This is a genomic window from Streptomyces sp. NBC_01689, from assembly GCF_036250675.1.
Lineage (GTDB): Bacteria > Actinomycetota > Actinomycetes > Streptomycetales > Streptomycetaceae > Streptomyces.
Genome location: NZ_CP109592.1, coordinates 6,254,506 through 6,278,861, shown reverse-complemented (window position 1 = coordinate 6,278,861; position 24,356 = coordinate 6,254,506). Strand labels below are relative to the sequence as shown.

General features: G+C 71.9%; 20 protein-coding genes. 6 read left to right on the top strand and 14 right to left on the bottom strand.

Annotated features, from left to right (window positions below):
- Positions 1 to 12: 12 nt before the first annotated feature.
- The 4 genes from OG776_RS26745 to OG776_RS26730 form a co-directional block, all read right to left on the bottom strand.
- Positions 13 to 1,464, bottom strand: a complete 1,452-nt coding sequence (locus tag OG776_RS26745) for a glycoside hydrolase family 26 protein (protein WP_329322655.1) — start codon at positions 1,462 to 1,464, stop codon at positions 13 to 15.
- Between the two features lie 806 nt (positions 1,465 to 2,270).
- Positions 2,271 to 3,170, bottom strand: coding sequence for a chaplin (locus tag OG776_RS26740; RefSeq protein ID WP_329322654.1), 900 nt, complete (start codon positions 3,168 to 3,170; stop codon positions 2,271 to 2,273).
- Positions 3,171 to 3,289: 119 nt separating this feature from the next.
- Positions 3,290 to 3,547 (bottom strand): chaplin, encoded by a 258-nt coding sequence (locus OG776_RS26735; RefSeq protein WP_148014072.1) that lies wholly within the window; start codon positions 3,545 to 3,547, stop codon positions 3,290 to 3,292.
- Positions 3,548 to 3,814: 267 nt separating this feature from the next.
- Positions 3,815 to 4,228: a rodlin gene (locus OG776_RS26730; protein WP_329322653.1), complete on the bottom strand. Its 414-nt coding sequence runs from the start codon at positions 4,226 to 4,228 to the stop codon at positions 3,815 to 3,817.
- Positions 4,229 to 4,476: 248 nt separating this feature from the next.
- Between OG776_RS26730 and OG776_RS26725 the strand changes: the two genes are divergently transcribed.
- Both OG776_RS26725 and OG776_RS26720 read left to right on the top strand, forming a co-directional pair.
- On the top strand, positions 4,477 to 4,887 hold the full coding sequence (locus OG776_RS26725) for a rodlin (protein WP_329322652.1): 411 nt from the start codon (positions 4,477 to 4,479) through the stop codon (positions 4,885 to 4,887).
- A gap of 484 nt (positions 4,888 to 5,371) precedes the next feature.
- Positions 5,372 to 5,779 carry a rodlin gene (locus tag OG776_RS26720; protein WP_148009836.1) on the top strand — a complete coding sequence of 136 codons (408 nt, stop codon included), beginning with the start codon at positions 5,372 to 5,374 and terminating at the stop codon, positions 5,777 to 5,779.
- A 57-nt stretch (positions 5,780 to 5,836) separates the two neighbouring features.
- Here OG776_RS26720 and OG776_RS26715 read toward each other — a convergent pair whose 3' ends face one another.
- The 4 genes from OG776_RS26715 to OG776_RS26700 all read right to left on the bottom strand — a co-directional run bounded on the left by OG776_RS26715 (position 5,837) and on the right by OG776_RS26700 (position 13,240).
- Positions 5,837 to 7,756, bottom strand: a complete 1,920-nt coding sequence (locus OG776_RS26715; RefSeq protein WP_329322651.1) for an AMP-dependent synthetase/ligase — start codon at positions 7,754 to 7,756, stop codon at positions 5,837 to 5,839.
- 184 nt (positions 7,757 to 7,940) lie between these two features.
- Complete coding sequence (locus tag OG776_RS26710) at positions 7,941 to 9,560, bottom strand: vWA domain-containing protein (RefSeq protein WP_329322650.1); 1,620 nt, start codon at positions 9,558 to 9,560, stop codon at positions 7,941 to 7,943.
- Between the two features lie 162 nt (positions 9,561 to 9,722).
- Positions 9,723 to 10,586 carry an ABC transporter permease gene (locus OG776_RS26705; protein ID WP_148009833.1) on the bottom strand — a complete coding sequence of 288 codons (864 nt, stop codon included), beginning with the start codon at positions 10,584 to 10,586 and terminating at the stop codon, positions 9,723 to 9,725.
- Positions 10,583 to 13,240 (bottom strand): CocE/NonD family hydrolase, encoded by a 2,658-nt coding sequence (locus tag OG776_RS26700; protein WP_148009832.1) that lies wholly within the window; start codon positions 13,238 to 13,240, stop codon positions 10,583 to 10,585. The genes OG776_RS26705 and OG776_RS26700 overlap by 4 nt, the downstream gene beginning before the upstream one ends.
- Positions 13,241 to 13,357: 117 nt before the next feature.
- Between OG776_RS26700 and OG776_RS26695 the strand changes: the two genes are divergently transcribed.
- Positions 13,358 to 13,768 carry a GNAT family N-acetyltransferase gene (locus tag OG776_RS26695; RefSeq protein WP_148009831.1) on the top strand — a complete coding sequence of 137 codons (411 nt, stop codon included), beginning with the start codon at positions 13,358 to 13,360 and terminating at the stop codon, positions 13,766 to 13,768.
- Positions 13,769 to 13,771: 3 nt separating this feature from the next.
- Here OG776_RS26695 and OG776_RS26690 read toward each other — a convergent pair whose 3' ends face one another.
- Entirely contained in the window at positions 13,772 to 15,181 is a 1,410-nt protein-coding gene (locus OG776_RS26690; protein WP_148009830.1) for an APC family permease, read from the bottom strand.
- Between the two features lie 426 nt (positions 15,182 to 15,607).
- Here OG776_RS26690 and OG776_RS26685 point away from each other — a divergent pair, with 426 nt between their 5' ends.
- Positions 15,608 to 16,447 (top strand): hypothetical protein, encoded by an 840-nt coding sequence (locus tag OG776_RS26685; protein ID WP_148009829.1) that lies wholly within the window; start codon positions 15,608 to 15,610, stop codon positions 16,445 to 16,447.
- A gap of 77 nt (positions 16,448 to 16,524) precedes the next feature.
- Here the strand turns inward: OG776_RS26685 and mmsA are convergent, their stop codons facing one another.
- The 5 genes from mmsA to iolC form a co-directional block, all read right to left on the bottom strand.
- Entirely contained in the window at positions 16,525 to 18,036 is a 1,512-nt protein-coding gene (gene mmsA / locus OG776_RS26680; RefSeq protein WP_148009828.1) for a CoA-acylating methylmalonate-semialdehyde dehydrogenase, read from the bottom strand.
- 14 nt (positions 18,037 to 18,050) lie between these two features.
- Positions 18,051 to 19,952 carry a 3D-(3,5/4)-trihydroxycyclohexane-1,2-dione acylhydrolase (decyclizing) gene (gene iolD, locus OG776_RS26675; protein ID WP_148009827.1) on the bottom strand — a complete coding sequence of 634 codons (1,902 nt, stop codon included), beginning with the start codon at positions 19,950 to 19,952 and terminating at the stop codon, positions 18,051 to 18,053.
- Between the two features lie 8 nt (positions 19,953 to 19,960).
- Positions 19,961 to 20,785 carry a 5-deoxy-glucuronate isomerase gene (iolB, locus tag OG776_RS26670; RefSeq protein ID WP_148009826.1) on the bottom strand — a complete coding sequence of 275 codons (825 nt, stop codon included), beginning with the start codon at positions 20,783 to 20,785 and terminating at the stop codon, positions 19,961 to 19,963.
- Between the two features lie 7 nt (positions 20,786 to 20,792).
- The gene (locus tag OG776_RS26665; protein ID WP_148009839.1) at positions 20,793 to 21,662 is read right to left on the bottom strand and encodes a Cgl0159 family (beta/alpha)8-fold protein; all 870 of its coding nucleotides are present in this window, start codon (positions 21,660 to 21,662) and stop codon (positions 20,793 to 20,795) included.
- A 95-nt stretch (positions 21,663 to 21,757) separates the two neighbouring features.
- Positions 21,758 to 22,708 (bottom strand): 5-dehydro-2-deoxygluconokinase, encoded by a 951-nt coding sequence (iolC, locus tag OG776_RS26660; protein ID WP_148009825.1) that lies wholly within the window; start codon positions 22,706 to 22,708, stop codon positions 21,758 to 21,760.
- A gap of 122 nt (positions 22,709 to 22,830) precedes the next feature.
- Here iolC and OG776_RS26655 point away from each other — a divergent pair, with 122 nt between their 5' ends.
- Positions 22,831 to 23,760 carry a sugar phosphate isomerase/epimerase family protein gene (locus tag OG776_RS26655; protein ID WP_148009824.1) on the top strand — a complete coding sequence of 310 codons (930 nt, stop codon included), beginning with the start codon at positions 22,831 to 22,833 and terminating at the stop codon, positions 23,758 to 23,760.
- A 323-nt stretch (positions 23,761 to 24,083) separates the two neighbouring features.
- Positions 24,084 to 24,284, top strand: coding sequence for a helix-turn-helix transcriptional regulator (locus tag OG776_RS26650; protein ID WP_148009823.1), 201 nt, complete (start codon positions 24,084 to 24,086; stop codon positions 24,282 to 24,284).
- The last annotated feature ends 72 nt before the right edge of the window (positions 24,285 to 24,356 follow it).

Genomic DNA, 24,356 nt, shown 5'->3' with positions numbered 1-24,356 from the left:
TCGCCGGTCCCGTCACCGGTTGCGCGACCACCAGTCGAAGCGGAGGCAGAGCTTCCCTCCGAGCCAGTACTCCGCCCAGTCGCCCAGGTCCACCGGCGAGCAGCCGGGCGGGCGCACCGGAGTGGGAACGGGCGTCGGCACCGGCTTGGGCACGGACGGCACCGGGGTCGGCGTCGGCTCCGGGGTCGGCGTCGGCTTCGGCTCCGGGGTCGCCCCGAGGTGGCCGGAGAGCACCTCGCGGTACACCTCGGAGGCCTTCGGGTTGTCCGTGCACTGCCACACTCCGTGCGGGCAGTAGTCGGTCAGCGTGTTGTAGAGCGGCCGGTGGTCGTCCATCCACGCGAGCATGCTCTTCATGTACGCCGCGTTGTCGCCGTTGCGGAAGAGCCCCCATTCGGGGTACGAGATGGGCTTTCCGTGGGCCTTGGCGAAGTCCACGTGTTCCTGGAGGCCGTACGGCTCCTTCACCTCGTCGTCGAACGAGAGTCCGCGCGGCTGGTCGTAGGAGTCCATGCCGATGATGTCGACCGTGTCGTCACCCGGATAGCACTGCGTCCAGGGAACGGCGTCCAGGCCCCGGCTCGGGGTGAAGTCGAACCGGAACCTCTGGCCCGGCACCGACCGCATCACCGTGACGATCCGGTTCCAGTACTTCTTCCACGTCTCCGGGTCCGGCCCGCAGCGGTGGGTGTACGTGACGCCGTTCATCTCCCAGCCGAGCACGATGACGGTGTCCGGCACCCGCAGCCGGACCAGCCGCTGGGCGAGCGCGCGGAAGTGCTGGTCGAACGCGCCGTCGGCGCCCTGTCGCAGCAGTGCGCGCACCTCGGGGTCGGAGACGTTCTCCTCGTTGCGCTCCATCATCGGCACGTTGAGGACCAGCATCCGGTCGGCCCGGGCGCGCCGCCAGTCCGCCCACACGTCGAGGAAACCGGGCGGGCCCTCGATGTTGCTCCAGCGGTCGCCCGGCAGGTACGTGTGCCCGACGCTGAGTTCGGCGCCGCCCAGCCACTGGCTGAGCTGGGCGATCCTGGCCACGCCCATCGGGCCGTAGTCGAGGTACGCCCCGAAGGCCGGGCGCGGCACGACCGGCGCGGGCTCGGCCGGCGCCGTGGGCTTCGGGGACGTCACCGGCTTCGCGGGGGCGGGGGGTGGGGCGGTGGGGGTCACGGACGCGGTCGGCGCGGTCGGCGCGGTCGGCGCGGTCGGCGCGGTCGGCCTCGCCGGATCGGCCGGGCCCGTGGACGGCGTGGACGGCACTGGCTGCACGGCCGGTGCGGGGGCCACGGGCGTCTGCGCCTGCGGGGTGGCCGACGCCGGTGTCGGTGCCGGAGGATCGGTGGCGCGCACCGCCCCGGCCCCCACGGCGTATCCCGGGCTCGGCGCCAGGGTGATCGCCGCGACGATGCCGGCCGCGACGAATGCCAGCCTTCCGCTCCGGGACCATTGCTGTTGTGGGGCCACGCCCGCTCCTCTCTCCGCTCTCCGGTGCTGCGGCTGCCGTCTCTCTCCTCCTTCACTGACAACCAGTCATATAAATACCCATTCCTCCAACGGAGTCACCACCTTCCCGACATAACGGTCACTCGCAGGAGTGACCGGGCCGGGCGGAGATGCCGTGACTCTGCTCGGCGGAGCGCACGTGGGCGTCCCCGGGATCGCCGGCCCTGCGGGAAATCCCTCGCAGGGAACGGCCTTTCATCCGCGCGGGGAGTCTGCCGTCACCGCTCGACGCGAGGGACGGGGACATCGTCCGGGCATTGCTCCGAGTGGCCGCGCGTCCTTCTGCCGGAGCGGCACCCCTCCCGACGGAGGACGCGGGCGCGGTGCGCGCGCGTCGACGGGCGGCGTACGACCGGGGCGGCGACGCAGGAGCGCGGTGGACGGAGGGGCGGATCGGCGGCGCCGGTCCTCACGGCGGCGCCGGGCTTCGTCCCGACGGGGAGGGCGGCGGCGCGGCGCCGGCGGCCGAACGGTGCGGCACGGGCGACGGGTTCGGGGCGCTCCGCGAAAAGAGCTCGGGTGCTCCGGCAGCTCGACGGCTCTCGCGCCTCTGGCGGCTCACCGGCCGGTCGGCGAGCCGTGCCGCAGCCGGGTCGTGGTGGCGGGCGGCGCGCCCGCGGCCGGCCGGGACACCCGGCACTCAAGGCCGGGCTGTTGCGTCACGACCCCGGGATCCGGGACCGGCCCGGAGGACGAGCTCGGGTGCCGGACACGGCTAGGTGTCCGGCACCCGATGCGCCGTACGGGCATTCCGCTGGTGCCGCGTGCTAGCGACGCGACGTGGCGCGGCCTCGCCGGTACAGGACGGCGCCGCCGATCAGCAGCGCCGCGCTGGCGGCCGAGAACCCGATCATGTCCTCACTGCCCGTGTGGGCCAGGGAGGGCGGAGCGGGCGGGCTCACGGGCGGCGTCACCGGAGGAGTGACGGGCGGCGTCACCGGCGGGGCGACCGGCGGAGTCACCGGCGGAGTCACCGGCGGCGGGGTGGTGGGGGGCGGCGTGACGACCGGCGGCGTCGTGGGGGGCGGCGGGGTGTCGCCGTAGCCGTTGTCGCAGTGGTTGCCGAAAGCGGGGTTGCCGATGCCGACCACGTCCACGGTGTTGCCGCAGACGTTCACCGGGACGTCCACCGGCGCCTGCACGTTGTTGCCCGAGCCGATGCCGGGCGAACCGTGCGTCTCGCCGTACGCCGAGGCCCCGGAGCCCGAACCGAGGAGGCCGGAGTCCAGCGGGCCGGAGCCGTGGGAGACCGAGCCGGAGGAGCCCGTGCCGTGGGAACCGGTGTGGTGGGAACCGGTGCCCGAGGGGCCGCTGTAGGGGCCCGACCCGTGGTGGTGCACGTGACCGCCGCCGTCGACGGACCGGCCCACGTGGTGGACGGGCTGGTGCGTCACGCCGCGCGACACCTGCGAACCCTGCGAACCCGAGCCGTTGGCGCACGAGTTCCCGAAGGCCGGGTTGAGCGCGGCGATCACGTTGACGGTGTTGCCGCAGGCGTTCACCGGTACGTTCACCGGAAGCTGGACCGTGTTGCCCGATCCGACGCCGGGCGAGTCCGCCGCGCCGCCGCCGGCGTGCGCGTCCGCGAACGCGGGGGTGCCGTACAGGGACAGGATGCTCGTCGTGGCCGCGGCCATGACCATTCCCTTGCTCAGGGTCTGTCGCACTCTCTTGTCCTCCCTGTGTGAAGAAGTGAGAAGTAAGAAGTGAGGAAGGCCGGCCTCGGAGCCGGAAAGGCGGTCCGAGGCCGGCCGTGACACAGCCGGGCGGCTGGTGCCCTGTTGCGTCAGTGGTTGGCGCAGGCGTTGCCGAACGCCGGGTTCAGCAGACCGATGACGTCGATCGAGTTGCCGCACACGTTGACGGGGATGTGCACGGGAACCTGGATCACGTTGCCCGAGAGGACACCCGGGGAACCGATGGCGGCGCCCTCGGCACCGGCGTCCGCGAAGGCCGGGGCGGCCATGCCCAGGGCCATGATGGCACCGGCGGCGACAGCAGCGCTCTTCTTGTGCTTCACGTGCTTTCCCTTCTCTGCGGTCATGCCCCTATGACGGCCGAAGCCGAGCGAGCGCAACGGGAACGGCTCGCTTCATGACCTGCAGGCTGTAAACGAGGGCGGGACGCCCGAAGAAACTGTGGAACGCATGCCGGTTGGGAATTCACTCGAATTGCCCTGTTTTCATTCCGGAACCGGGGTGGCGCAAGAGGAGAAACGCTTCGCCCAATTACCGGAAACGCCGACGGGCCGCCCGCGTCGAACACGACGGGCGGCCCGGGCCTCTTCGAGGCGATGATTCAGCGGCGACGTTCAATGGTTGCCGACACCGTTGCCCGACAGGACCGGGATGTCGTCCACCAGGTGCGACAGCGGCTCGTCGCCCTTGGCCTGGGTGGAGTTCTCGGCGCACTGCTGGTTCTGCGGGGCCGACAGGACCGGAATGTCCTGGACGGCGACGGGCACGAGGACGCCGACGAGCGAACCGGCGTTCGCCTTGGCCGGCAGGCCGACACAGAGCTTGTTCAGGGTGCCCTGCGCGAGGCTGAGCTGCGGGCTCATGTTGCCGCCGGTCACGGAGTTGCCGAACGACTGGCTGGCGCCGTTCCCGCTGACGGAGGTCGTGCCGTTGTCGTCACCGATGGCAAGCGCCTGGGGCGCGGCCGCCGCCGAGACACCGACGACGGAAGCGGCGACCGCCGCCGCGGCCATTGCCTTCTTGAACATTTCGCGTTCCTTTCCTACAGAGACACGTTCTCCTGCCCTGGCATCAACCCGGCGGTCCCCCATTGGTTGCGGTGATTCACCCGGTTGGCCCGTTCAGCGGCCGGGAAAGCGCGGGAATCCCTGGCGCGCGCGGGCCCGTGACCCCTCGCCGGTGTGCGCCATCGGAGTGAATGGCAGCAACCAAGGTCGTCCGCCGGAGTTGACCAGTGCGCTCCGGTGGACGGGGTTTCTCCAGAAGGGACTAGCTAGTGATCAAGAAGGTTATGGCCGCCGCCGCGGTCGCCGCTTCCGTCGTCGGCGTTTCCGCCGCGGCCGCGCCCCAGGCGCTGGCCATCGGAAACGACGGTGGCACGACGTCCACCAGCGGCAACGGTGCCATGCAGTCGTACGGAAACTCGGCGACGTACGGCAACATGAGCCCGCAGATGGCGCTCATCCAGGGCTCGCTGAACAAGCCCTGCATCGGCCTGCCGGCCAAGGCGAACCTCGGCTCGCTCGTCGGCGTGGTCCCGATCGCGGTGCAGGACGTCCCGATCCTCTCGGCCCCGCAGAACCAGCAGTGCGTCGAGAACTCGACGCAGGCCAAGGGCGACGAGCCGCTGTCGCACATCCTCGACGACATCCCGGTCCTCTCGGGCAACGGTGTGGGCAACAGGTAGTCCTCTTCCTGAGTTCCCGTCAGCGGGCCGCCGAGCATTCGGCGGCCCGTCGGCATTTCCCGGTCCCGGTCGGCTCTTCACACCTTCCGCTCTTCATGCATTCCATTTTTCAGGCCGTCGGTTCTTCGGCCGTTCCGTTCGTCATGCATTCGCGCATTCAGCTCGTCACGTCTTCACCTCGTCGCCTCTTCTCGTCTTCACCTCTTCTCGTCTTCGTCTCTTCTCGTCTTCACCTCTCCTCATCTTCGTCCCTTCGTCTCGTCGGGCCTTCCGTTCCTCGGGCGAATGCTTGCTCCCACCGCGTTCCGTGCGGGTCCGCGGCCGTGGCGTTTTCTTTCGGGGGAGCTCATCGGCGTACACGTGGCGAATCGAGCTCCTCGGGCGCTGCGCCGAATGGGGCACAACCCGAAACCCCGGAAGCATTACCCCAGTTCATGATCATGCAGCTCCACCCCCAGGAGTGCGCTTTTCGAAGGGAACGAACATGAAGAAGCTGTGGGCAACCGCCGCTATCGCCGCTTCCGTCGCCGGCATCGCGGCCGCGGCCGCCCCCCAGGCCCTGGCGATCGGTGACGACGGTGGCACCACGTCCGTCAGTGGCAACGGGGCCACCCAGTCGTTCGGCAACTCGGCCACGTTCGGTGCCATGAGCCCGCAGCTCTCGCTGGTCCAGGGCTCCCTGAACAAGCCGTGCATCGGCCTGCCCGCGAAGGTCAACGCCGGTTCGCTCGTCGGCGTGATCCCGATCGCCGTGCAGGACGTCCCGATCCTCTCGGCCCCGCAGAACCAGCAGTGCGTCGAGAACTCGACGCAGGCCAAGGGCGACGAGCCGCTGTCGCACATCCTGGACCAGATCCCGGTCCTGTCGGGCAACGGCGCCAACAACGGCTGATCCCCCGTACCGCGCAGAGCGGGTCGTCGAGCACTCGGCGGCCCGCTCTTCGTGTGCTCAGGCCCCGTACAGCGCCTCGATCTCGGCCGCGTAGGCACGCGCCACCACATGCCGTCGGACCTTCAGGGACGGCGTGAGCAGCCCGTTGTCCTCGGTGAACTCGCCCTCCACCAGGGCGAAGGCGCGGATGGACTCGGCCCGCGAGACCGCGCCGTTCGCGTGGTCCACAGCCTTCTGGACGTCGGCGCGCAGCAGCGGGTCCCCCACCAACTCCGACAGCGGGGTGTCAGCGGGCCGTCCGCGGACGGTGAGCCAGTGCGCGAGGGCGTCGGGGTCGAGGGTGATCAGGGCGGCGACGAAGGGGCGGTTGTCGCCGACGACGACGCACTGGCCGACGGGCGGCCGGCTGCGCAGCCGGTCCTCCAGGACGGCCGGGGAGACGTTCTTGCCGCCCGAGGTGACGAGCAGGTCCTTCTTGCGGCCGGTGACGGTGAGGTAGCCGTCCTCGTCGAGGGCTCCGAGGTCACCGGTGGCGAACCAGCCGTCGCGCAGGACGGCGTCGGTGGCTGCGGGGTCGTTCCGGTAGGAGTGGAAGACGATGCCGCCCCGGACGAGGATCTCTCCGTCGTCGGCTATTCGGACCGCGGTGCCCGGGACCGGGAGGCCGACCGTACCGGGGCGGGGGCGCAGCGGCGGCATGATCGTCGCCGCGGCGCTGGTCTCCGTCAGGCCGTACCCCTCGTGGACGAGGATGCCGGCGGCGAAGAAGAACAGATTGAGGTCGCGGTCGAGCGGGGCGCCGCCGCTGATGGCGTGGTGCATGCGGCCGCCGAGTTCCCTGCGGATACGGCGGTAGACCAGCAGGTCGTAGAGCGCCCAGGCCGCGTACAGGCCGGGGCCGGGGCCCTTGCCGGTGCCCAGGAAGCTGTCCAGACGGGCCTGTCCGAAGCGGACGGCGACACGGTGGGCGCGGTCGAAGGAGGCTCCGCGGCCGATCCGCTCGGCGGTCGCCCGTCCCGTGTCGTGGATCTTCTCGAAGAGGTAGGGCACACCGACGAGGAAGGTGGGGCGGAACTCCCGCAGGGCCGGCCGCAGTTCGTCCGGCTTGAGGCCGGGGCAGTGCCCGAGTTCGATCCGTGCCGTCAGACAGGCGATCTGGAGGGTGCGGCCCAGGATGTGGGCGAGCGGGAGGAAGAGGAGGGTCGAGGCGGTCCGGCCGGTGACCTGCTTGAAGAGGGGGTGCAGCAGCTCGACGGTGTTGGCGGCCTCGGCGTGCAGACTGGCGTGCGTGAGGACGCAGCCCTTCGGCCGTCCGGTGGTGCCGGAGGTGTAGCAGACCGTCGCGGCCGTGTCCGGGGTGAGCGCGGTGCGGCGGCCGGCGAGCTCCTCGTCGGGGACGTGCGCTCCCCCGGCGGCGAGTTCGGTCATCGCTCCGTCGTCCAGGACCCGGACGCGCGGGCGTTCGGGGTGCCGGGCGGTGCCGGCGGCGACGGTCTCCGCGTTCCCCGCGGTCTCGACGATCACCAACCGTGCGCCCGAGTCCCTGACGATCCACTCCACCTGTTCGGCGGAGGAGGTCGGGTAGACCGGGACGGTGAGGCCGCCGGCCGCCCAGACCGCGAAGTCGAGAACGGTCCATTCCCAGCGGGTACGCGACATCACCGCGACGGCGCCGCCGGGTTCGAGGCCCCCGGCGATCAGGCCCTTGGCGGTGTCGGCGACCTCGCGGGCGAAGGCCGCCGCGGTGACCGGGCGCCAGACGGTGCCCTCCCGGCGGCGCAGGACCACGGCGTCCGGGGCCTCGGCCGCGTTGGCGAACGGCAGGTCGGCCGTACTGCCGGTGGTGGGCCGGGGCGCGAGCGGGGCGGTGCGCACCTCGCGCACCACCCCGCTCCCGTCCCTGATCAGTTCGGTCCCGCCGCGGGCCGCCAGGTCGGCCCGCCGCCGTGCCCGTCGCAGATCCTTGCGTACGCCCATGCCGGCTCCACCGGGTCGCAGGGTTCCCACCCCTCGCGGGGTTCTTACTCGGCAGTCAACTTACCGACTCGTAACGGAAGTTCAATGGCCGGGACGCGGGCGGTCGGGGCCCGTGGGGGCCGCGGGTCCCGGCCGCCCGCTCCCCACGTCGGGCCGTGGGCCCCGCCTCCGTCCGCCTCCGTCCTCAGCCCGTCAGCCGGCTCGCCCGTTCGACCGAGTCGGCGAGGTCACGGACCGCTCCGTCCTCCGTGGCGGACGCGACCGTACGGGCCCGTCCCGCGAGTGCGGAGAGCGGGAGAGCGCCCGGCAGCGCGCTCCCTCGGTCGTCACCCGTGCGCAGGGCGTCGGCGAAGTACGCGGCCACCGCGTCGACCTGGAGGCGGGGGGCGGAGGTCCACAGATCGTCGTGGAGGGAGCCGGTCTCCAGGGCGCCCGACTCCTCGTGCGGGGCGCGGGTGCGGGGGTCGAGCCAGCGCACGCTCGCGGTGGCGAGGTGGCCGAAGGCGCCGGGCCGGGTGCGGACGGCGTAGAGCGCGGTGACCGTGTGGCCGGGACCGATCTCGCCGCCGTCCACCCGGTCGTCGCGGAAGTCCTGGTCGGCCACCTGCCGGTCGTCGTACCCGATCAGCCGGAACTGCCGTACGGTCCCCGGGTCGAAGGCGACCTGCGCCTTGGCGTCGCGGGCCGTGAGGTCGATGTTCTCGGGGAGCTGCTCGCAGAAGACCTTGCGGGCGTCCTCGTCTTTCGACACGTACGTCGTGTGGCCGTCGCCCCGGTCGGCGAGGCGCTCCATGAGGGCGTCGCCGTACTCGCTGCCCACGCCGACGCCGAAGAGGGTGATGCCGTGCTCGCGGCGGGCGCCGGAGATGCGTTCCAGGATGGTGTCCGCGTCGGTCTCCCCGGTGTTGGCGAGGGCGTCCGAGATCAGGACGACACGGTTGGTGGCGCCCCGGCGCAGGCCCTCGACGGCCGTGTCGTACCCGGCGCGCACCCCCGCGCCGAGGTTGGTCGACTCCGTCGGTGCGAGCCGGTCGACCGCCGCGTGGACTCGGTCGCGGTGGTGACCGAGGCGCGTCATCGGCAGCACGGTCTCGGCCTCGTCGCTGAAGGTGACCAGGGCGACCGAGTCGTCGTCGCGCAGCCGGTCGGTCATCACGCCCAGCGAGTCCTTGGCGAGGTCGAGGCGGCCGGGTTCGCCCATGGAGCCGGAGACGTCGATGACGAAGGTGAGGGCGGCGGGCGGGCGTTCGCCGTCCGGCGCGGCCGTGCGGGTGGCGAGGCCGACGCGGACCAGCGACCAGTCCTCGTCCCGGGTGCGGGCGCCGTCCACGGTGACGGAGAAGCCGTTGCCGTCGGGGCGCCGGTAGTCCTGGCGGAAGCTGTTGACGAACTCCTCGGGGCGGACGGTGGCCGGGTCCGGCAGCCGCCCGTCGGCGAGCGAGCGGCGGGCGTAGCCGTACGAGGCGGTGTCGACGTCGAGGGCGAAGGTGGAGAGGTGGTCCGGGGACGGCGCGATCTCCCGCCGTGCGTCGTCCGTCTGTTCGCCGTCCGCTCCGCCCTGTCCGGTGCCCGGGGTCCGGTCCGGGGCGGGCAGCGGGCCCGCGTATCCGCCGGAGCCGTGCGCGCCGCCCGCCGAGCCGTACGCGCCGTCCGCCGAGCTGTGGCCGCCGTCGCTCCCGCTGCAGCCGGTCAGCAGCAGACCGCCCGCGAGGGCGAGGCCGAGCAGGACGCGGGTGCCGCGCGGGCGCGGCGCCCGTCCGGTGCTCGTCGTCCGCCATGGTCGCCGTATATGGCCGTTCCTCATCCGTGCCCCCTCGGTGAGTCACCCGTCGGCCCCTGTGGTGGGCCGGTGTCTGTGACTGTGACGTCCGAGGGGGGCGCGTCGTGCGCCACGGGGCGTTGCGGATGGATCTCGAAGCGGCCACGAAGGGCGGCCGTCGAGACCGGTAGGTGACGCTCCGGAGATCTACGACACGATGTCCTTGCGCCGGAAACCCCGGAAGGCCAGGGCGAACAGCACCAGCGCGTACGTTACCGAGATCGCCGTGCCCTTGATCATGCCCGCCCACTCCAGTTGCGGCTGGACGGCGTCGGCCCATGCGAACTGCCAGTGCGCGGGCAGGAAGTCGCGCCAGTGGCCGAGGGCGGTGACGGCGTCCAGGACGTTGCCCACGATGGTCAGGCCGACCGCGCCGCCGACCGCGCCGAGGGGCGCGTCCGTCTTGGTCGACAGCCAGAACGCGAGGCCCGCCGTGACCAGTTGGGAGACGAAGACGTACGCGATCACCACCAGGAGCCGCTGCGTCGCGGTGCCCGTGGAGAGCGCGCCGCCGGTGGGGATCTCCAATGGGCCCCAGCCGTAGGCCGCGGTGCCCACCGCCAGCGCGACGACCGGGAGCAGCACCATCGCGGCGAGGCTGAGGCCCAGCGCGACGGTGAGTTTGGACCACAGGAGCCTGGTCCGCGGCACCGGGGCCGCCAGCAGATAGCGCAGTGAGGACCAGCTCGCCTCGGAGGCGATGGTGTCCCCGCAGAACAGCGCGACCGGGATGACCAGCAGGAAACCGGCGGACACGAACAGGTTCACCGCGGCGAAGTTCGCGCCCGACGCCGTCGCGGTGTCCATCAGCGTGACCTGCCCGTTGCGCGAGCCGGGCCGGCCGCCGATCGTGAACGCGACGAGGAGCACGAAGGGCAGCACCGCGAGGATCGCCCCCATGACGAGGGTGCGGCGGCGCTTGAGCTGGCGCAGCAGTTCGACGCGCAGGGGCAGGGTGTGCCGTGGACGGTAGCCGTCCGCGGTCTCGGCCCGCTCGGCGAGCGTGCTCATGCGGCACCTCCGATCAGGGTGAGGAAGGCGTCTTCCAGGCGTCGGTGCGGGCCCACCGAGGCCACCGGCACTTCGAGCCGTACGAGTTCCACCACCAGGCTCTGCGCGCTGCCGTCCGCGTCGAGGCGGACCAGCAGCCCGCCCTCGGCGGCGACCGCCGAGGCCACGCCCGGCAGCGCGCCGATCTTCTCGACGACCGGGGCGTCCACGGGGGCGGCCGTGCCGACGAGGAGGGTGTCGCCCGAGCCGACGATCTCGCTCACCGGGCCGGCCTGCACCAGCCGTCCGCGGTCCATCACCACCAGGTGGGTGCAGGACTGCTCGACCTCGGCCAGCAGATGGCTGGAGACGATGACGGTGCGGCCCGCCGCGGCGTAGCGGATCATGACCTCGCGCATCTCGCGGATCTGGGGCGGGTCGAGGCCGTTGGTGGGTTCGTCCAGGATCAGGAGGTCCGGCAGGCCGAGCATGGCCTGGGCGATGGCGAGGCGCTGGCGCATGCCCTGGGAGTAGGTACGGACCGCGCGGGCCAGCGCGTCGCCCAGGCCCGCGATCTCCAGTGCCTCGGCCAGATGCGCGTCCTCGGCCGGGCGGCCCGTCGCCCGCCAGTACAGTTCCAGGTTCTCCCGGCCCGAGAGGTGCGGCAGGAAGCCGGCGCCCTCCACGAAGGCACCGACCCGTGAGAGGACCGGCGCGCCCGGCCGGATCTCGTGCCCGAAGACACGGATCTCCCCGCCGTCGGGCTTGATCAGGCCCATGAGCATGCGCAGGGTCGTCGTCTTGCCCGCGCCGTTCGGCCCCAGGAGGCCCAGGACCTGGCCTCTTTCGACGCGGAACGCCAGGTCGCGGACCGCGTACCGGTCGGACGACCGCGCGTACCGCTTGCTGAGGCCGGTGATCTGGAGCGGGACGTCGGCGAGGGCCGGGTCGGGCACTCCCGGTGTCATCCGGCGGCGGCCGGTCAGCAGCAGCGCGACGGCGACCAGCGCGCCGGCCAGGGGCAGCCACCACACCCACGAGGGCAGGGGTGCCGCGGCGGTCCGCACACCGGGTGCCGTCGGCACGTGCAGGTCACTCCTGAGGGAGACCGTGTACGTGGCAGGGGCGGCGGGTGACGCGTAGCCGAGGTCGGTCGAGGCGAGGACCAGGCGCAGCCGGTGGCCCTTCTGGACCTCGTGGTCGATCGCGGGCAGGACGACCGTGACGTCCTTGCCCGCCTTGGCCCCCGTCACCCGCAGGGGCGCCACCAGCTGCGACGGCAGCACCGGCTGGGCGCCGCCCGGGCCGACGTCGTACACCTTTCCGAAGAGGACGGCGTCGTCGGTGCTCGACGTGACGTGGACCTTCACGGTCGGCGATCCCGTGACACGCAGGCCGGTCCCGAGGGGCGCGGAGTCGAAGCGCGCGTACTGGCCGGGGAAGTCGAGCGAGACGCCGACGCCGAGGGAGGAGAGCTGGGAGAGACCGCCGGTGCCGCCGAGTCCGGGCAGCGCGGAGATCGCGGGTGGGCTCGCGCCCGCCGGGTTCTGGAAGCGCCGCTCCCGGCCGGCGCCGAGCGGGACCGCGTGCTCGGTGCTCCGCAGTCCGGGGTACGCGTCCGCGCTCGCGCCCTTGAGCTGCACGGCGCCGTCGGTGGAGTCGATGCCTCCGGTGCGGGTGACGCGGAACGCGGGACCGGTGTCGGCGCTCTTGTCGTCCTTCAGATAGCGGTCGAACCAGGAGCCGACGCGGGCCTCGACCCGGTCGCTCTCCAGGTCCCCGCCGTCGTGGCCGCCCGCGATCCAGTCGACGTCCACGGGCGCGCCGTTGGCCCGGATCGCCCTGGCCATGGCGTCGGCCTGGCCGAGCGGGAAGAGGGAGTCGGTCTGCCCCTGCGTGATCAGCGTGGGCACCTTGATGCGGTCGGCGACGGCGGACGGGGAGCGGGCCTCCAGCAGGGCACGGGCCGCGGCGTCCGGCCTGCCGGCCTCCGCGACCCGGTCGTACATCGCGCACAGCTCGGGTTCGAAGTGGGCGCAGCCGCCGCCGGAGTTGACGAAGATGCCGGCCCAGAGCCTCTTGAAGACGCCGTTCGGGAAGAGGGCGTCCGCGAGGTTCCAGTACGTGATCGACGGGGCGATCGCGTCGACGCGCGGGTCGTGGGCGGCGGCCAGCAGCGAGACCGCTCCGCCGTACGAGGCGCCGGTGACGCCGACGCGCGGGTCGCCGGCCTTGTCGAGCCGGACCTCGGGGCGCGCGGCGAGCCAGTCGATGAGCTTCGAGACGTCGGCGACCTCGGCGTCCGGGTCGTTCAGTCCGATCCTGCCCCCGGATCGGCCGAAGCCGCGCGCCGACCAGGTGAGCACCGCGTAGCCGTCGCGGGCGAGCTTCTCGGCCTCCTGCCGGACGTCGTCCTTGCTGCCGCCGAAGCCGTGCCCGATCAGCACGGCGGGGCGGCGGCCGGAGCCCGCGGTGAAGTACGAGGTGTCGATGCGCACCCCGTCGCGCATGGCCATGACGCGGTCGGCGCGGTGGACGGCCGGTCCGTCGTCCGAGGCCGCGGCCGTCCACGTGCCGGCGCCCGCGAGCACGGCGACGGCGGCGACCGCCGCGGTCGTCCACCGGCGCCGCCCGCCCGGTGCGGGCCCGCGCAGTCGGCGCAGTCGAAGATCCATGCGTCAACGGTACGGGCCGCCACCGACAACCGATGCAGCCGCCGGTCGGAACCCTCGCCCCTCCTGCGGGAGTAGACGTGGGCTCCGGCGTACCGCACCCGTGGTACGAAACGGCCCATGGAGATTCGCCGCGCCACCTCCGTCGCCGAACTCGTGGCGGCCGAGCACCTCTTCGACCACGCCGTCCGTCCCGAGTGGGCCCGGCGTTTCCTGGACTCGCCGGGCCATCATCTGTTCCTGGCCCACGAGGACGGCGGTCCGGTCGGTTTCGTCAGTGGTGTCGAGACCGTCCACCCCGACAAGGGCACCGAGATGTTCCTCTACGAGCCGGCGGTCGACGGCCCGTTCCGGCGCCGTGGCACCGGCCGGGCGCTGGTGCTGACGCTCGCCGCGCTCGCCCGCGAACGCGGTTGCCACGGGATGTGGGTCGGTGTGGACACCGGGAACGACGTCGCCCTCGCCGTGTACCGCAGTGCGGGAGGCGAGGACGACGGGACGTGCACGGTGGTGGCGTGGGACTTCGGTTGAGGGTCAGGCCCGCGCGTCCTCGGGGATCGACACCAGCCAGCGGGTCTCCCGGCGCGGTCGCAGGTAGAAGGCCCAGTAGAGGGTGGCTACGGCCGTGATGCCCCCGGTCCACAGGAGGTAGACCGTCTCCTGCCGGCTCAGGATGTAGGCGAGGACGGCGATCAGCAGGATCGGCACCGCGGGCCACAGGGGCATGCGCCAGGCGGGGGTGTGGGCGTGGCCACCGCGCCGGGCGAGCAGCGCGGCGACCGCGACGAGCAGGTACATGGCCGTCACGGACACGCCCGTGACGCCGTACAGGGTGTCCAGGTTGACGAAGCAGAGGGCGGCGCCGGGGACGCCCACGAGGAGGGTGGCGACCCACGGGGAGCCGAAGCGGCCGAGCCGGGAGAGACCCTTGTTGACCGGTCCGGGCCAGGCCTTGTCACGGGCCGACGCGAACAGCACCCGGGAGTTCTGGATGACCATGACGATGCCCGCGTTGATGATCGCGAGGGCGACGCAGAGGCTGACGAAGGTGCCGACGGCGGAGTTGGACCAGGCGGTGACCATGGTGCTGATGTCGCCGCCGGTGAGCGCCGAGAGGTCCGGGGCGCCCATGGTGATCGCGACGACCGGGACCAGGATGATCACGGACGAGATGGCGAGGGTGGCGAGGACCGTACGGGCGACGTTGCGGCGCGGGTTCTCCAGTTCCTCGGAGAGGTAGACCGCGGTGGAGAAGCCCTGGGTGATGAAGAGGGCGATGGCGAGTCCGGAGACCACCAGCATGGCCGTCACGGTGTCCGTGTGGCCGCCGGAGCCCGCGACCTGCATCGAGACCAGGCTGCCGGCGCCCCGCCGGCTGTGCGCGAAGCCGAGGACGGCCACCACGCCCGCCGCTATGACCTCCAGGACCAGGAAGATTCCGGTGATCCAGGCGTTGGCCCGCAGGTCGAGCAGGCCCGCGAGGGTGGCCAGGAGCATCACGCCCGCGCCGGCGAGCGAGGGGTCGAGGTGCACGATCGGCGCCAGGTAGTCCGCGGTGCCCATCGCGATCACCGGCGGCACGATCATGACGACGAGCAGGGACAGCACGAAGACCAGCCAGCCCGCGAGGCGGCCGGCCAGCGTGGAGACCATGGCGTACTCGCCGCCCGCGCTGGGGATGAGGGTGCCCAGCTCCGAGTAGCAGAACGCCACGGCGATACAGAGCAGCGAGCCGATCGCGATGGTGAGCGCGGTCGCGGTGCCGAGGGAGGAGAACAGGTCGGGCACGACCACGAAGAGCGTGGAGGCGGGTGTCACGCACGAGAGTGTGAGCAGGGTGCCTCCGACGATGCCGATGGAGCGCTTGAGCTTCTGGGGGCTGTCGGAGGCCGTGGAGGCGGTGTCCGGGGCAGCGGTCTCGACAGGGCGGAGCGTGTCGGTCATGGAGCGGTTCCGATCGACTCGTGCGTCAGTTGTTCGGGTGGGAGCGCTATCGCCTCCGGTGGCTCGCGTCGTACATCTCGTCGTCCGCTCCCGCGTTGATGGAACCTTGACGGAAACCGTTGCGTCAATGGCCGTTTACCTGCGGAATCCGCAGTAGCGGAGCGTATCCCACCACATCGCTTTCCCAGGTTTCGAAGCCTTTGCATGCCAATCATCAACACTCAGCAGAGTGTGACCTTGTTTTCAAAGGCAACATCAGCAAGTGGCCTGCGGTACCCGTTTCATCACCGCATGGCGAGAACCGCAGTCGAGCCTCCGAAATTGACCAGGATTGGTCCGGACTCCGGGACCTCCGCGGCGCGGCTCTGTCGGACCCCGCCCCTAAAGTCCTTGATCACAGCCGAAGCACGAACAGGGGTGGGGACCATGAGGTACACGCGAGGCGCGGTCTGGGCCGGGGTGGCCGCGGTGGCGCTGGCCGGGACGGCCGGATGCGGCGCGCAGACGACGAGGGCGGGCGAGGCGGTCGGCCGCGCCGGCGCGATCATGGCGGCGCTGGGCCGGGCGACGGACCGGACGGACTCCCTGGGCTCGGCCGAGGTCAGAATGAGCACCGAGCTGAAGGGCGGCGCCCCGATCGCCATGGAGGGCACCTACTCCTGGGGCGACGGCTACGCGTACGACGTCGAGATGGACACCAAGGCCGCGAAGATGGAGACGTTGACGCGCTCCCCGTCGATCCGCACGCTCCTGGTCGACGGCGCCTACTACTACGACACCGACCCGCAGCCCTCGGGCCCGCTCAAGGGCAAGGAGTGGATGAAGGTCGACGCATCGGCCGTGTTCGGTGACAAGGGCGCCCAGGCGCTGACCGGGACCTCGAACGCCGGCAGCCCCGCGGCCACCATGCGGGGACTCAAGTACGCGAGCGACGTCCGGGATCTCGGCCGGCAGACGGTCGACGGGAAGCGCGCGACCCACTATCGCGCCGTGATCGACAAGGACCACCTGGGCAGGGCCAAGGAGGCCCTGGCGTCCGGGGACGACACCCTCTTCGGCTCGGTGACCGGCGGCACCGACTCGATCACCATGGACGTCTGGGTCGGCGCCGGGGATCTGCCGGTCCGCCTCAAGGAGGTGATCGGCACCATGACGGTCACCATGGACTTCGAGAAGTTCGGCGCCACGGCCGATGTGAAGGCCCCGCCTGCCGCGCAGACCGGTGACGTCACCGAGCTGATGAAGAAGGCCGCCGCGCGGCGCTAGCCGGGGCGACGGTGGGCCGGGCGGCACGGTGCCCCGCTCTCCCGGGGGAGGAGCGGGGCACCGGTGGCCGTGCGGGGTCAGTGGTTGCGCGGGAAGCCCAGGTCGACGCCGGACGGCGTCTCCGACGGGTCCGGCCAGCGGGTCGTGACGACCTTGCCGCGGGTGTAGAAGTGCGTGCCGTCGTTGCCGTAGATGTGGTGGTCCCCGAAGAGGGAGTCCTTCCAGCCACCGAAGGAGTGATAGCCGACGGGCACCGGGATCGGCACGTTCACGCCGACCATGCCCGCCTCGATCTCCAGCTGGAAGCGGCGGGCCGCCCCGCCGTCCCGGGTGAAGATCGCGGTGCCGTTGCCGAACGGCGAGGCGTTGATGAGGGCGACCCCCTCCTCGTACGTCTCCACGCGCAGCACGCACAGCACAGGACCGAAGATCTCGTCCCGGTACGCCTCCGCGGTCGTCGGCACCTTGTCGAGCAGCGAGAGGCCGATCCAGTGGCCGTCCTCGTACCCCTCGACGGTGTAGCCGGTGCCGTCGAGGACGACCTCCGAGCCCTGCGCCGCCGCGCCGTGGACGTACGACGCGACCTTGTCGCGGTGGGCCGCCGTGATCAGCGGGCCCATCTCCGAGGCAGGGTCGTGACCGGGGCCGATCTTGATCTTCTCGGCGCGCTCACGGATCTTCGCCACCAGCTCGTCGCCGACCGCGCCGACCGCGACGACCGCGGAGATCGCCATGCAGCGCTCACCGGCCGAGCCGTACGCGGCCGAGACCGCGGCGTCGGCGGCCGCGTCCAGGTCGGCGTCCGGCAGGACCAGCATGTGGTTCTTCGCGCCGCCCAGGGCCTGGACGCGCTTGTGGTGCGCGGCGGCCGTGGTGTGGATGTAGCGGGCGATCGGCGTCGAGCCGACGAAGGACACGGCGGCGACGTCCGGGTGCTCCAGGAGCCGGTCCACGGCCACCTTGTCACCGTGCACCACGTTGAAGACACCGTCGGGCAGACCGGCCTCGGCCAGCAGCTCGGCGAGCTTCATCGCGGCCGACGGGTCCTTCTCGGACGGCTTCAGCACGAAGGTGTTGCCGCACGCGATGGCGATGGGGAACATCCACATCGGCACCATGGCCGGGAAGTTGAACGGCGTGATGCCCGCGACGACGCCCAGCGGCTGCCGGATCGAGGCCACGTCGACCCGCGACGCCACCTCCGTCGACAGCTCGCCCTTCAGCTGCGTGGTGATCCCGCACGCCAGGTCGACGATCTCCAGGCCGCGCGCGACCTCACCGAGCGCGTCCGAGTGCACCTTGCCGTGCTCCGCGGTGATCAGCTCGGCGATCGCGTCCCGGTTGGCGTCCAGCAGCGCCCGGAACTTGAAGAGGATCGTGGTCCGCTTCGCCAGCGAGGACTGGCCCCAGGTCGCGTAGGCCTCCTTCGCCGCGGCGACCGCGGCGTCCACCTCGTCCACCGTCGCGAACGCGACCCGCGTGGTCACGGCGCCGGTCGCCGGGTCGGTGACCGGCCCGTACGTACCCGACTCGCCCGCGGCGTTGGCGACGGGCTTGCCACCGATCCAGTGGTCGACGGTCTTCGTCATGGCCAAGAACTCCTTCACAGATGGCGGCGTCGGGCGGCGACGTGCCGGTCGTACTCCTCACGCGCCTTGACCGCCGACGCTCGGGTCGCGGTCTCGGCCACAGGTACATCCCACCAGGCCTGGGCCGGGGGCGCGCCCGACACTGTGTCTGCCGTTCTGGTCTCGACGTAGACACAAGTGGGAGTGTCCGCGGCGCGCGCCTCGGCCAGCGCCGAGCGCAGGTCACGGACGGTCTTCGCGCGCAGCACCCGCATGCCGAGACTGGCCGCGTTGGCGGCGAGATCGACGGGCAGCGGGGCCCCCGTGTACGTACCGTCCTCGGAGCGGTAGCGGTAGGCGGTGCCGTACCGCTCGGCGCCCACGGACTCCGAGAGGCCGCCGATCGAGGCGTAGCCGTGGTTCTGCAGGACGAGGACCTTGATCGCGACGCCCTCCTGCACGGCGGTGACGATCTCGGTCGGCATCATCAGGTACGTGCCGTCGCCGACCAGTGCCCACACGGGGCGCTCGGGCGCGGCCAGCCGGACGCCGATCGCGGCGGGGATCTCGTAGCCCATGCACGAGTAGCCGTACTCGACGTGGTACTGGTCCCGCGACCGTGCCCGCCACAGTTTGTGCAGGTCACCGGGGAGCGAGCCGGCCGCGTTGATCAGGATGTCGTCGTCGGTGACCAGCTCGTCGAGGAGGCCGAGGACCTGCGGCTGGGTCGGCCGCAGGTCGATGTCCTCCGCCTCGAACGCGGCGTCGACGCGGTACTCCCAGCGCTCCTTGTCGTCCGTGTACTCGGTGACGTACCCGGGTTCGGCGCGGTGCTCATGCAGCAGCAGCGCCTCGGTGAGGGCCTCGATCCCGGCCCGCGCGTCGGCGACCAGCGGTATCCCGGAGAGCTTGTGGCCGTCGTAGGGCGCGATGTTGAGGTTCAGGAAGCGGACGCCCGGGCCGGTGAAGAGGGTGCCGGAGGCGGTGGTGAAGTCGGTGTAGCGGGTGCCGACGCCGATCACCAGGTCGGCGGTGCGGGCGAGTTCGTCGGCGGTCGCGGTGCCGGTGTGGCCGATGCCGCCCACGTCCTGCGGGTGGTCCCAGCGCAGCGACCCCTTGCCCGCCTGGGTGGAGGCGACCGGGATGCCGGTGGCCGCGGCGAGTTCCGCGAGCGCCTCCTCGGCGCGGCTGTGGTGCACCCCGCCGCCCGCGACGATGAGCGGGCGGCGGGCCGCGCGGACCGCCGTGACGGCGGCGGCCAGCTCGGCCGTGTCGGCGGCGGGGCGGCGCACGGTCCAGGTCCGTTCCGCGAAGAACTCCACCGGCCAGTCGTACGCCTCCGCCTGCACGTCCTGCGGCAGCGCGAGGGTGACGGCACCGGTCTCGACCGGGTCGCTGAGCACCCGCATGGCCTGCAGCGCGGCCGGGATGAGCGCCTCGGGACGGGTCACCCGGTCGAAGTACCGCGACACCGGACGCAGACAGTCGTTGACCGACACATCGCCCGCGTACGGGAGTTCGAGCTGCTGGAGCACCGGGTCCGCGGGGCGGGTCGCGAAGGTGTCACCCGGCAGGAGGAGCACCGGAAGGTGGTTGATCGTCGCGAGCGCGGCGCCCGTGACGAGATTGGTCGCGCCGGGACCGATGGACGTGGTCACGGCGTGCGCCGACAGCCGGTTGCTCTGCCGTGCGTAGCCGACCGCCGCGTGGACCATGGACTGCTCGTTGCGGCCCTGGAGGTACGGCATCTCGTCCGGGTACTCGACGAGCGCCTGGCCGATCCCGGCGACGTTGCCGTGGCCGAAGATGCCCCAGGTGGCGCCGATCAGCCGCTGCCGCTCGCCGTCCCGCTCCGTGTACTGCGCGGCCAGGAACCGCACCAGCGCCTGCGCGACCGTCAGCCTGGTCGTCGTCGGCGCCTCTGACTCCCTCGTCATCGGATCGGTCATCGGTAGCCCTCTGTGCTTTCTGCGTGTCCCGGGTGGAAGCAGATCCGCCACTCCCGCTCCTCGCCCGGTCCGGCCATCACGTTCAGGTAGTACATCGTGTGGCCGGGCTGGGCGATGGACGGACCGTGCCACCCGTCGGGGACGAGCACGGCATCGCCGGTGCGGACCTCGGCGAGGACGTCCGTTCCGCCCTCACGCGAAGGGAATACGCGCTGATAGCCGAATCCGTTCGGGCCGTCGATCTCGAAGTAGTAGATCTCCTCGAGCTCGCTCTCCACGCCCGGCCGGTGCTCGTCGTGCTTGTGCGGCGGGTACGAGGACCAGTGGCCGCCGGGGGTGACGACCTCGACGGCGATGAGCTTGTCGCAGTCGAAGGCGTCGGCAGAGGCGAAGTTGCGCACCTGACGGGCGCAACCGCCGCTGCCGCGGTCTTCGACGGGAACCTCCGGCGCGGGGCCGTAGCGGGCGGGGAGTCGGCGCTCGCACTTCGCTCCTGCCAGGGCGAAGCGGCCTCCCGCGCCGGAGGCGATCTGTGCCCGGGCGTCCCGGGGTACGTACGCGAAGTCGGTTACCCCTGCGAACACGCTTTCCCGGCCCAGGATTTGGAACTCTGCGTCCTCTGTGCGCACCGTACAGGCGCCGCTGAGCGGAAGCACGATCCACTCGCTGTCACCTGTGGTGAAGCTGTGCGTGCCGCCCGGCTCCAGCTCCACCACGCGCAGGCTGCTGTGCGTCCAGCCGGCCCGCTCGGGGCCGATGTCGACGGCGTACGGTCCGGTGGCGGCGGCGCCCCTGGGGACGTACTGGTCGTTGCTCGTCATCGGGTCCTCACAACAGTCCTACGGCGGTGTCCACCGCGGCGGTCACATCGCCGTCGGCCGGGTAGAGCAGCGAGCGCCCGACGACCAGGCCCTGCACGGTGGGGAGCTGGAGGGCGCCGCGCCACTTCTCGTACGCGCCCTCCTGGTCCTCGCCGACGTCGCCGCCGAGCAGCACGGCGGGCAGGGTGGAGGTCTCCATGACCCGGGCCATGTCGTCCGGGTTCTCGGTGACGGGGACCTTCAGCCAGGTGTACGCCGAGCTGCCGCCCAGGCCACTGGCGATGGCGATGGACTTGATCACGGCGTCGGAGCTCAGATCGTTGACGAGTCCGCCGTCCGCACGGCGACGGGAGAGGAACGGTTCGACGAAGACCGGGAGCCGGCGTTCCGCCATCTCGTCTATCGCGCGGGCGGTGGACTCCAGGGTGCGCAGCGAGCCCGGGTCGTCGTAGTCGATGCGCAGCAGCAGCTTGCCCGCGTCGAAGCCGAGCCGTTCGATGTCCCGCGGACGGTGGCCGGTGAAGCGGTCGTCCAGCTCGAACGAGGCACCCGCCAGGCCGCCGCGGTTCATCGAACCGAGGACCACCTTGTGGTCGAGGGCGCCGAGCAGCAGCAGGTCGTCGAGGATGTCCGCGGTGGCGAGCACGCCGTCGACGCCGGGGCGGGAGAGGGCGAGGCAGAGCCGTTCCAGCAGGTCGGCGCGGTTCGCCATGGCGAGCTTGCGGTCGCCGACGGCGAGCGCCCCGCGGGCCGGGTGGTCCGCGGCGACGATCATCAGCCGGCCGGTGTCGTCGAGGAGGGGCCGGCGCGGGCGGCGCGCGGCGGCCTCGGCGACGGCCTCCGGGTGACGGGCCCGCAACCGGACCAGCGCGCTCACGTCGATGCCGGGGGAACCGGGGCGGCGGCCGTCGTGGCCGCCCGGTCGGCCGTGTGCCGAGGGATCGCCGCCCTCGTGTCCGACGCGTCCCGCCCTCATCGGACCGCTCCCGCCGCCAGCGCGTCCTCGACCTCTTCGGGGGTCGGCATCGCGGAGGAGCACTCCAGCCGGGAGGCGACGATGGCGCCCGCCGCGTTCGCGTGCCGCATGATCCGCTCCAGGTCCCAGCCGGAGAGCAGTCCGTGGCAGAGGGAACCGCCGAAGGCGTCGCCGGCACCCAGGCCGTTGAGAACCGTCACCGGGAGGGGCGGGACCTCGGCGGACGTGCCGTCGCGGTGGACGGCCAGGACACCCTTGGGGCCCTGCTTGACCACGGCGAGTTCGACACCGGCGTCGAGCAGGGCGCGGGCGGCCGCGTGCGGTTCGCGCTCGCCGGTGGCGATCTCCACCTCGTCGAGGTTGCCGACGGCCACGGTGGCGTGGCGCAGGGCCTCGGCGTAGAAGGGCCGGGCGGAGTCCGGGTCCTTCCAGAACATCGGACGCCAGTCGAGGTCGAAGACCGTCGTGCCGGCCTTGTCACGGTGGGCGAGCGCGGCGAGCGTCGCCGTGCGGCTGGGTTCCTCGCTGAGGCCGGTGCCCGTCATCCAGAAGATGCGCGCCTCGCGGACGGCTCCGAGGTCGAGGTCGTGCGCGTCGAGCTCCAGGTCCGGGGCCTTGGGCTGCCGGTAGAAGTAGAGCGGGAAGTCGTCCGGCGGGAAGACCTCGCAGAACGTGACCGGGGTCGGCAGTCCGGGGACCGGGGTGACCCAGCGGTCGTCGACGCCGAAGTCGCGCAGCGCCTCGTGGAGGTACGCGCCGAAGGGATCGTCACCCGTCCGGGTGATCACCGCCGTGTGCCGCCCCAGCCGGGCGGCCGCCACCGCGACGTTCGTCGCCGAGCCGCCCAGGAACTTCCCGAAGGACGACACCCTCGCCAGCGGGACCCCCGTCTGCAACGGATACAGGTCCACACCGATCCGTCCCATCGTGATCAGGTCGTACGCCATCGAGTTCCCTTCGCTTCGGCTTCCCCCAGGTCTAGCCCCGTGCGGGACGCCCTGTCAACGGTTTGTCCAGACATTCGGACCAGCCCTTGACACCTCCCCGGGGCCGACGGAAGCTGACGCCCATGACGTCGTTGTCACCGCAGACATCACCCCAGTCCTCACTGTCCCGCATCCGGATCGGTTCGGCTCCGGACTCCTGGGGCGTGTGGTTCCCCGACGACCCGCAGCAGGTCCCCTGGCAGCGCTTCCTCGACGAGGTCTCGCGGTCCGGGTACGAGTGGATCGAACTGGGTCCGTACGGCTATCTTCCGACCGATCCGGCCGTCCTCCGCGAGGAGACCACGCGGCGCGGGCTCACCGTGTCGGCCGGCACCGTCTTCACCGGGCTGCACCGCGGGCCGGAGGTGTGGGACGCCACCTGGGCGCATGTCTCGGACATCGCGGCGCTCACCCAGGCCATGGGCGCCGAGCACCTGGTCGTGATCCCGGCCTTCTGGCGGGACGACAAGACGGGCGAGGTGCTGGAGGACAGCACCCTCACCCCCGCGCAGTGGCGCGATCTGACCACCCAGACCGAGCGGCTCGCCCACGAGGTGCGCGAACGCTACGGACTGCGGGTCGTCGTCCACCCGCACGCCGACACGCACATCGACAGCGAGGAGAACGTCACCCGTTTCCTCGACTCGACCGATTCGTCGCTGGTGTCCCTGTGTCTCGACACCGGCCACTACGCCTACTGCGGCGGCGACAGCGTCAAGCTCATCGAGACGTACGGGGAGCGGATCGGCTACCTGCACCTCAAGCAGGTGGACCCGGCGATCCTGGCCGAGGTACGGGCGAACGAGGTGCCGTTCGGGCCCGCCGTCGCCCGGGGGGTGATGTGCGAGCCGCCGTCCGGCGTGCCGGCACTGGAACCGGTGCTCGCCGCCGCGCAGAAGCTCGACGTCGACCTCTTCGCGATCGTCGAGCAGGACATGTACCCGTGCCCGCCCGACAAGCCGCTGCCGATCGCCGAGCGGACCCGCGCGTTCCTGCGGTCCTGCGGAGCCTGACCGGACCCGGCCCGCACACGCGGTCCCCGGAGAGCGCCGCCCGCGCCCGCACCGGGGCGCGGGAGCGCGAGGACGTCACCTTCCGTCGCCCTCGGACGTCCCGACGCTCCCTCCCATTGCGTCACCTGTGTCACGAATGCCACCTTCCTGTCACACATGTCCCGTGTACGCGGGTCTTGCGTCACACCCGGTCGACAAGCACTGCCCTGCGCTCACGCTGCGTCGTTCACCGGGCACAGGCTTTGTGATCACCAGCGCAGTGCCCGGCTCCCCCGACGGCCGCCCCCGGCCGCCGCCGCGGCGCGCGCAGGGAGGTGCCCTTCATGACCGACCGAAAGCTCTGGTCGTACAAGGAGATCGCGGCGCACATCAAGGTGCAGCCGGACACCGTGCGGTCGTATCGCAAGCACGGGCTGCTGCCCCCGCCCGACCATGTGGAGAGCGGCAAGCCCTACTGGTACGCGGACACCGTCCGCGCCTGGGTCGCCTCCCGTCCCGGAAACCGCGGCCGCAGATCCGACTGACCCCGCCCGCCCACGGGCCCCGCGGACCCCGTACCCCTCCCCCGTCCCGTCCCGTCCCGCCTCGTCCCGTCC

Coding starts and splice junctions, on each gene's coding strand:
- OG776_RS26735 (WP_148014072.1), bottom strand. CDS start 3,547: ATGACCGCAGAGAAGGGAAAGCACGTGAAGCACAAGAAGAGCGCTGCT.
- OG776_RS26730 (WP_329322653.1), bottom strand. CDS start 4,228: ATGTTCAAGAAGGCAATGGCCGCGGCGGCGGTCGCCGCTTCCGTCGTC.
- OG776_RS26720 (WP_148009836.1), top strand. CDS start 5,372: ATGAAGAAGCTGTGGGCAACCGCCGCTATCGCCGCTTCCGTCGCCGGC.
- OG776_RS26715 (WP_329322651.1), bottom strand. CDS start 7,756: ATGGGCGTACGCAAGGATCTGCGACGGGCACGGCGGCGGGCCGACCTG.
- OG776_RS26710 (WP_329322650.1), bottom strand. CDS start 9,560: ATGAGGAACGGCCATATACGGCGACCATGGCGGACGACGAGCACCGGA.
- OG776_RS26705 (WP_148009833.1), bottom strand. CDS start 10,586: ATGAGCACGCTCGCCGAGCGGGCCGAGACCGCGGACGGCTACCGTCCA.
- OG776_RS26700 (WP_148009832.1), bottom strand. CDS start 13,240: ATGGATCTTCGACTGCGCCGACTGCGCGGGCCCGCACCGGGCGGGCGG.
- OG776_RS26695 (WP_148009831.1), top strand. CDS start 13,358: ATGGAGATTCGCCGCGCCACCTCCGTCGCCGAACTCGTGGCGGCCGAG.
- OG776_RS26690 (WP_148009830.1), bottom strand. CDS start 15,181: ATGACCGACACGCTCCGCCCTGTCGAGACCGCTGCCCCGGACACCGCC.
- OG776_RS26685 (WP_148009829.1), top strand. CDS start 15,608: ATGAGGTACACGCGAGGCGCGGTCTGGGCCGGGGTGGCCGCGGTGGCG.
- mmsA (WP_148009828.1), bottom strand. CDS start 18,036: ATGACGAAGACCGTCGACCACTGGATCGGTGGCAAGCCCGTCGCCAAC.
- iolD (WP_148009827.1), bottom strand. CDS start 19,952: ATGACGAGGGAGTCAGAGGCGCCGACGACGACCAGGCTGACGGTCGCG.
- iolB (WP_148009826.1), bottom strand. CDS start 20,785: ATGACGAGCAACGACCAGTACGTCCCCAGGGGCGCCGCCGCCACCGGA.
- iolC (WP_148009825.1), bottom strand. CDS start 22,708: ATGGCGTACGACCTGATCACGATGGGACGGATCGGTGTGGACCTGTAT.
- OG776_RS26655 (WP_148009824.1), top strand. CDS start 22,831: ATGACGTCGTTGTCACCGCAGACATCACCCCAGTCCTCACTGTCCCGC.
- OG776_RS26650 (WP_148009823.1), top strand. CDS start 24,084: ATGACCGACCGAAAGCTCTGGTCGTACAAGGAGATCGCGGCGCACATC.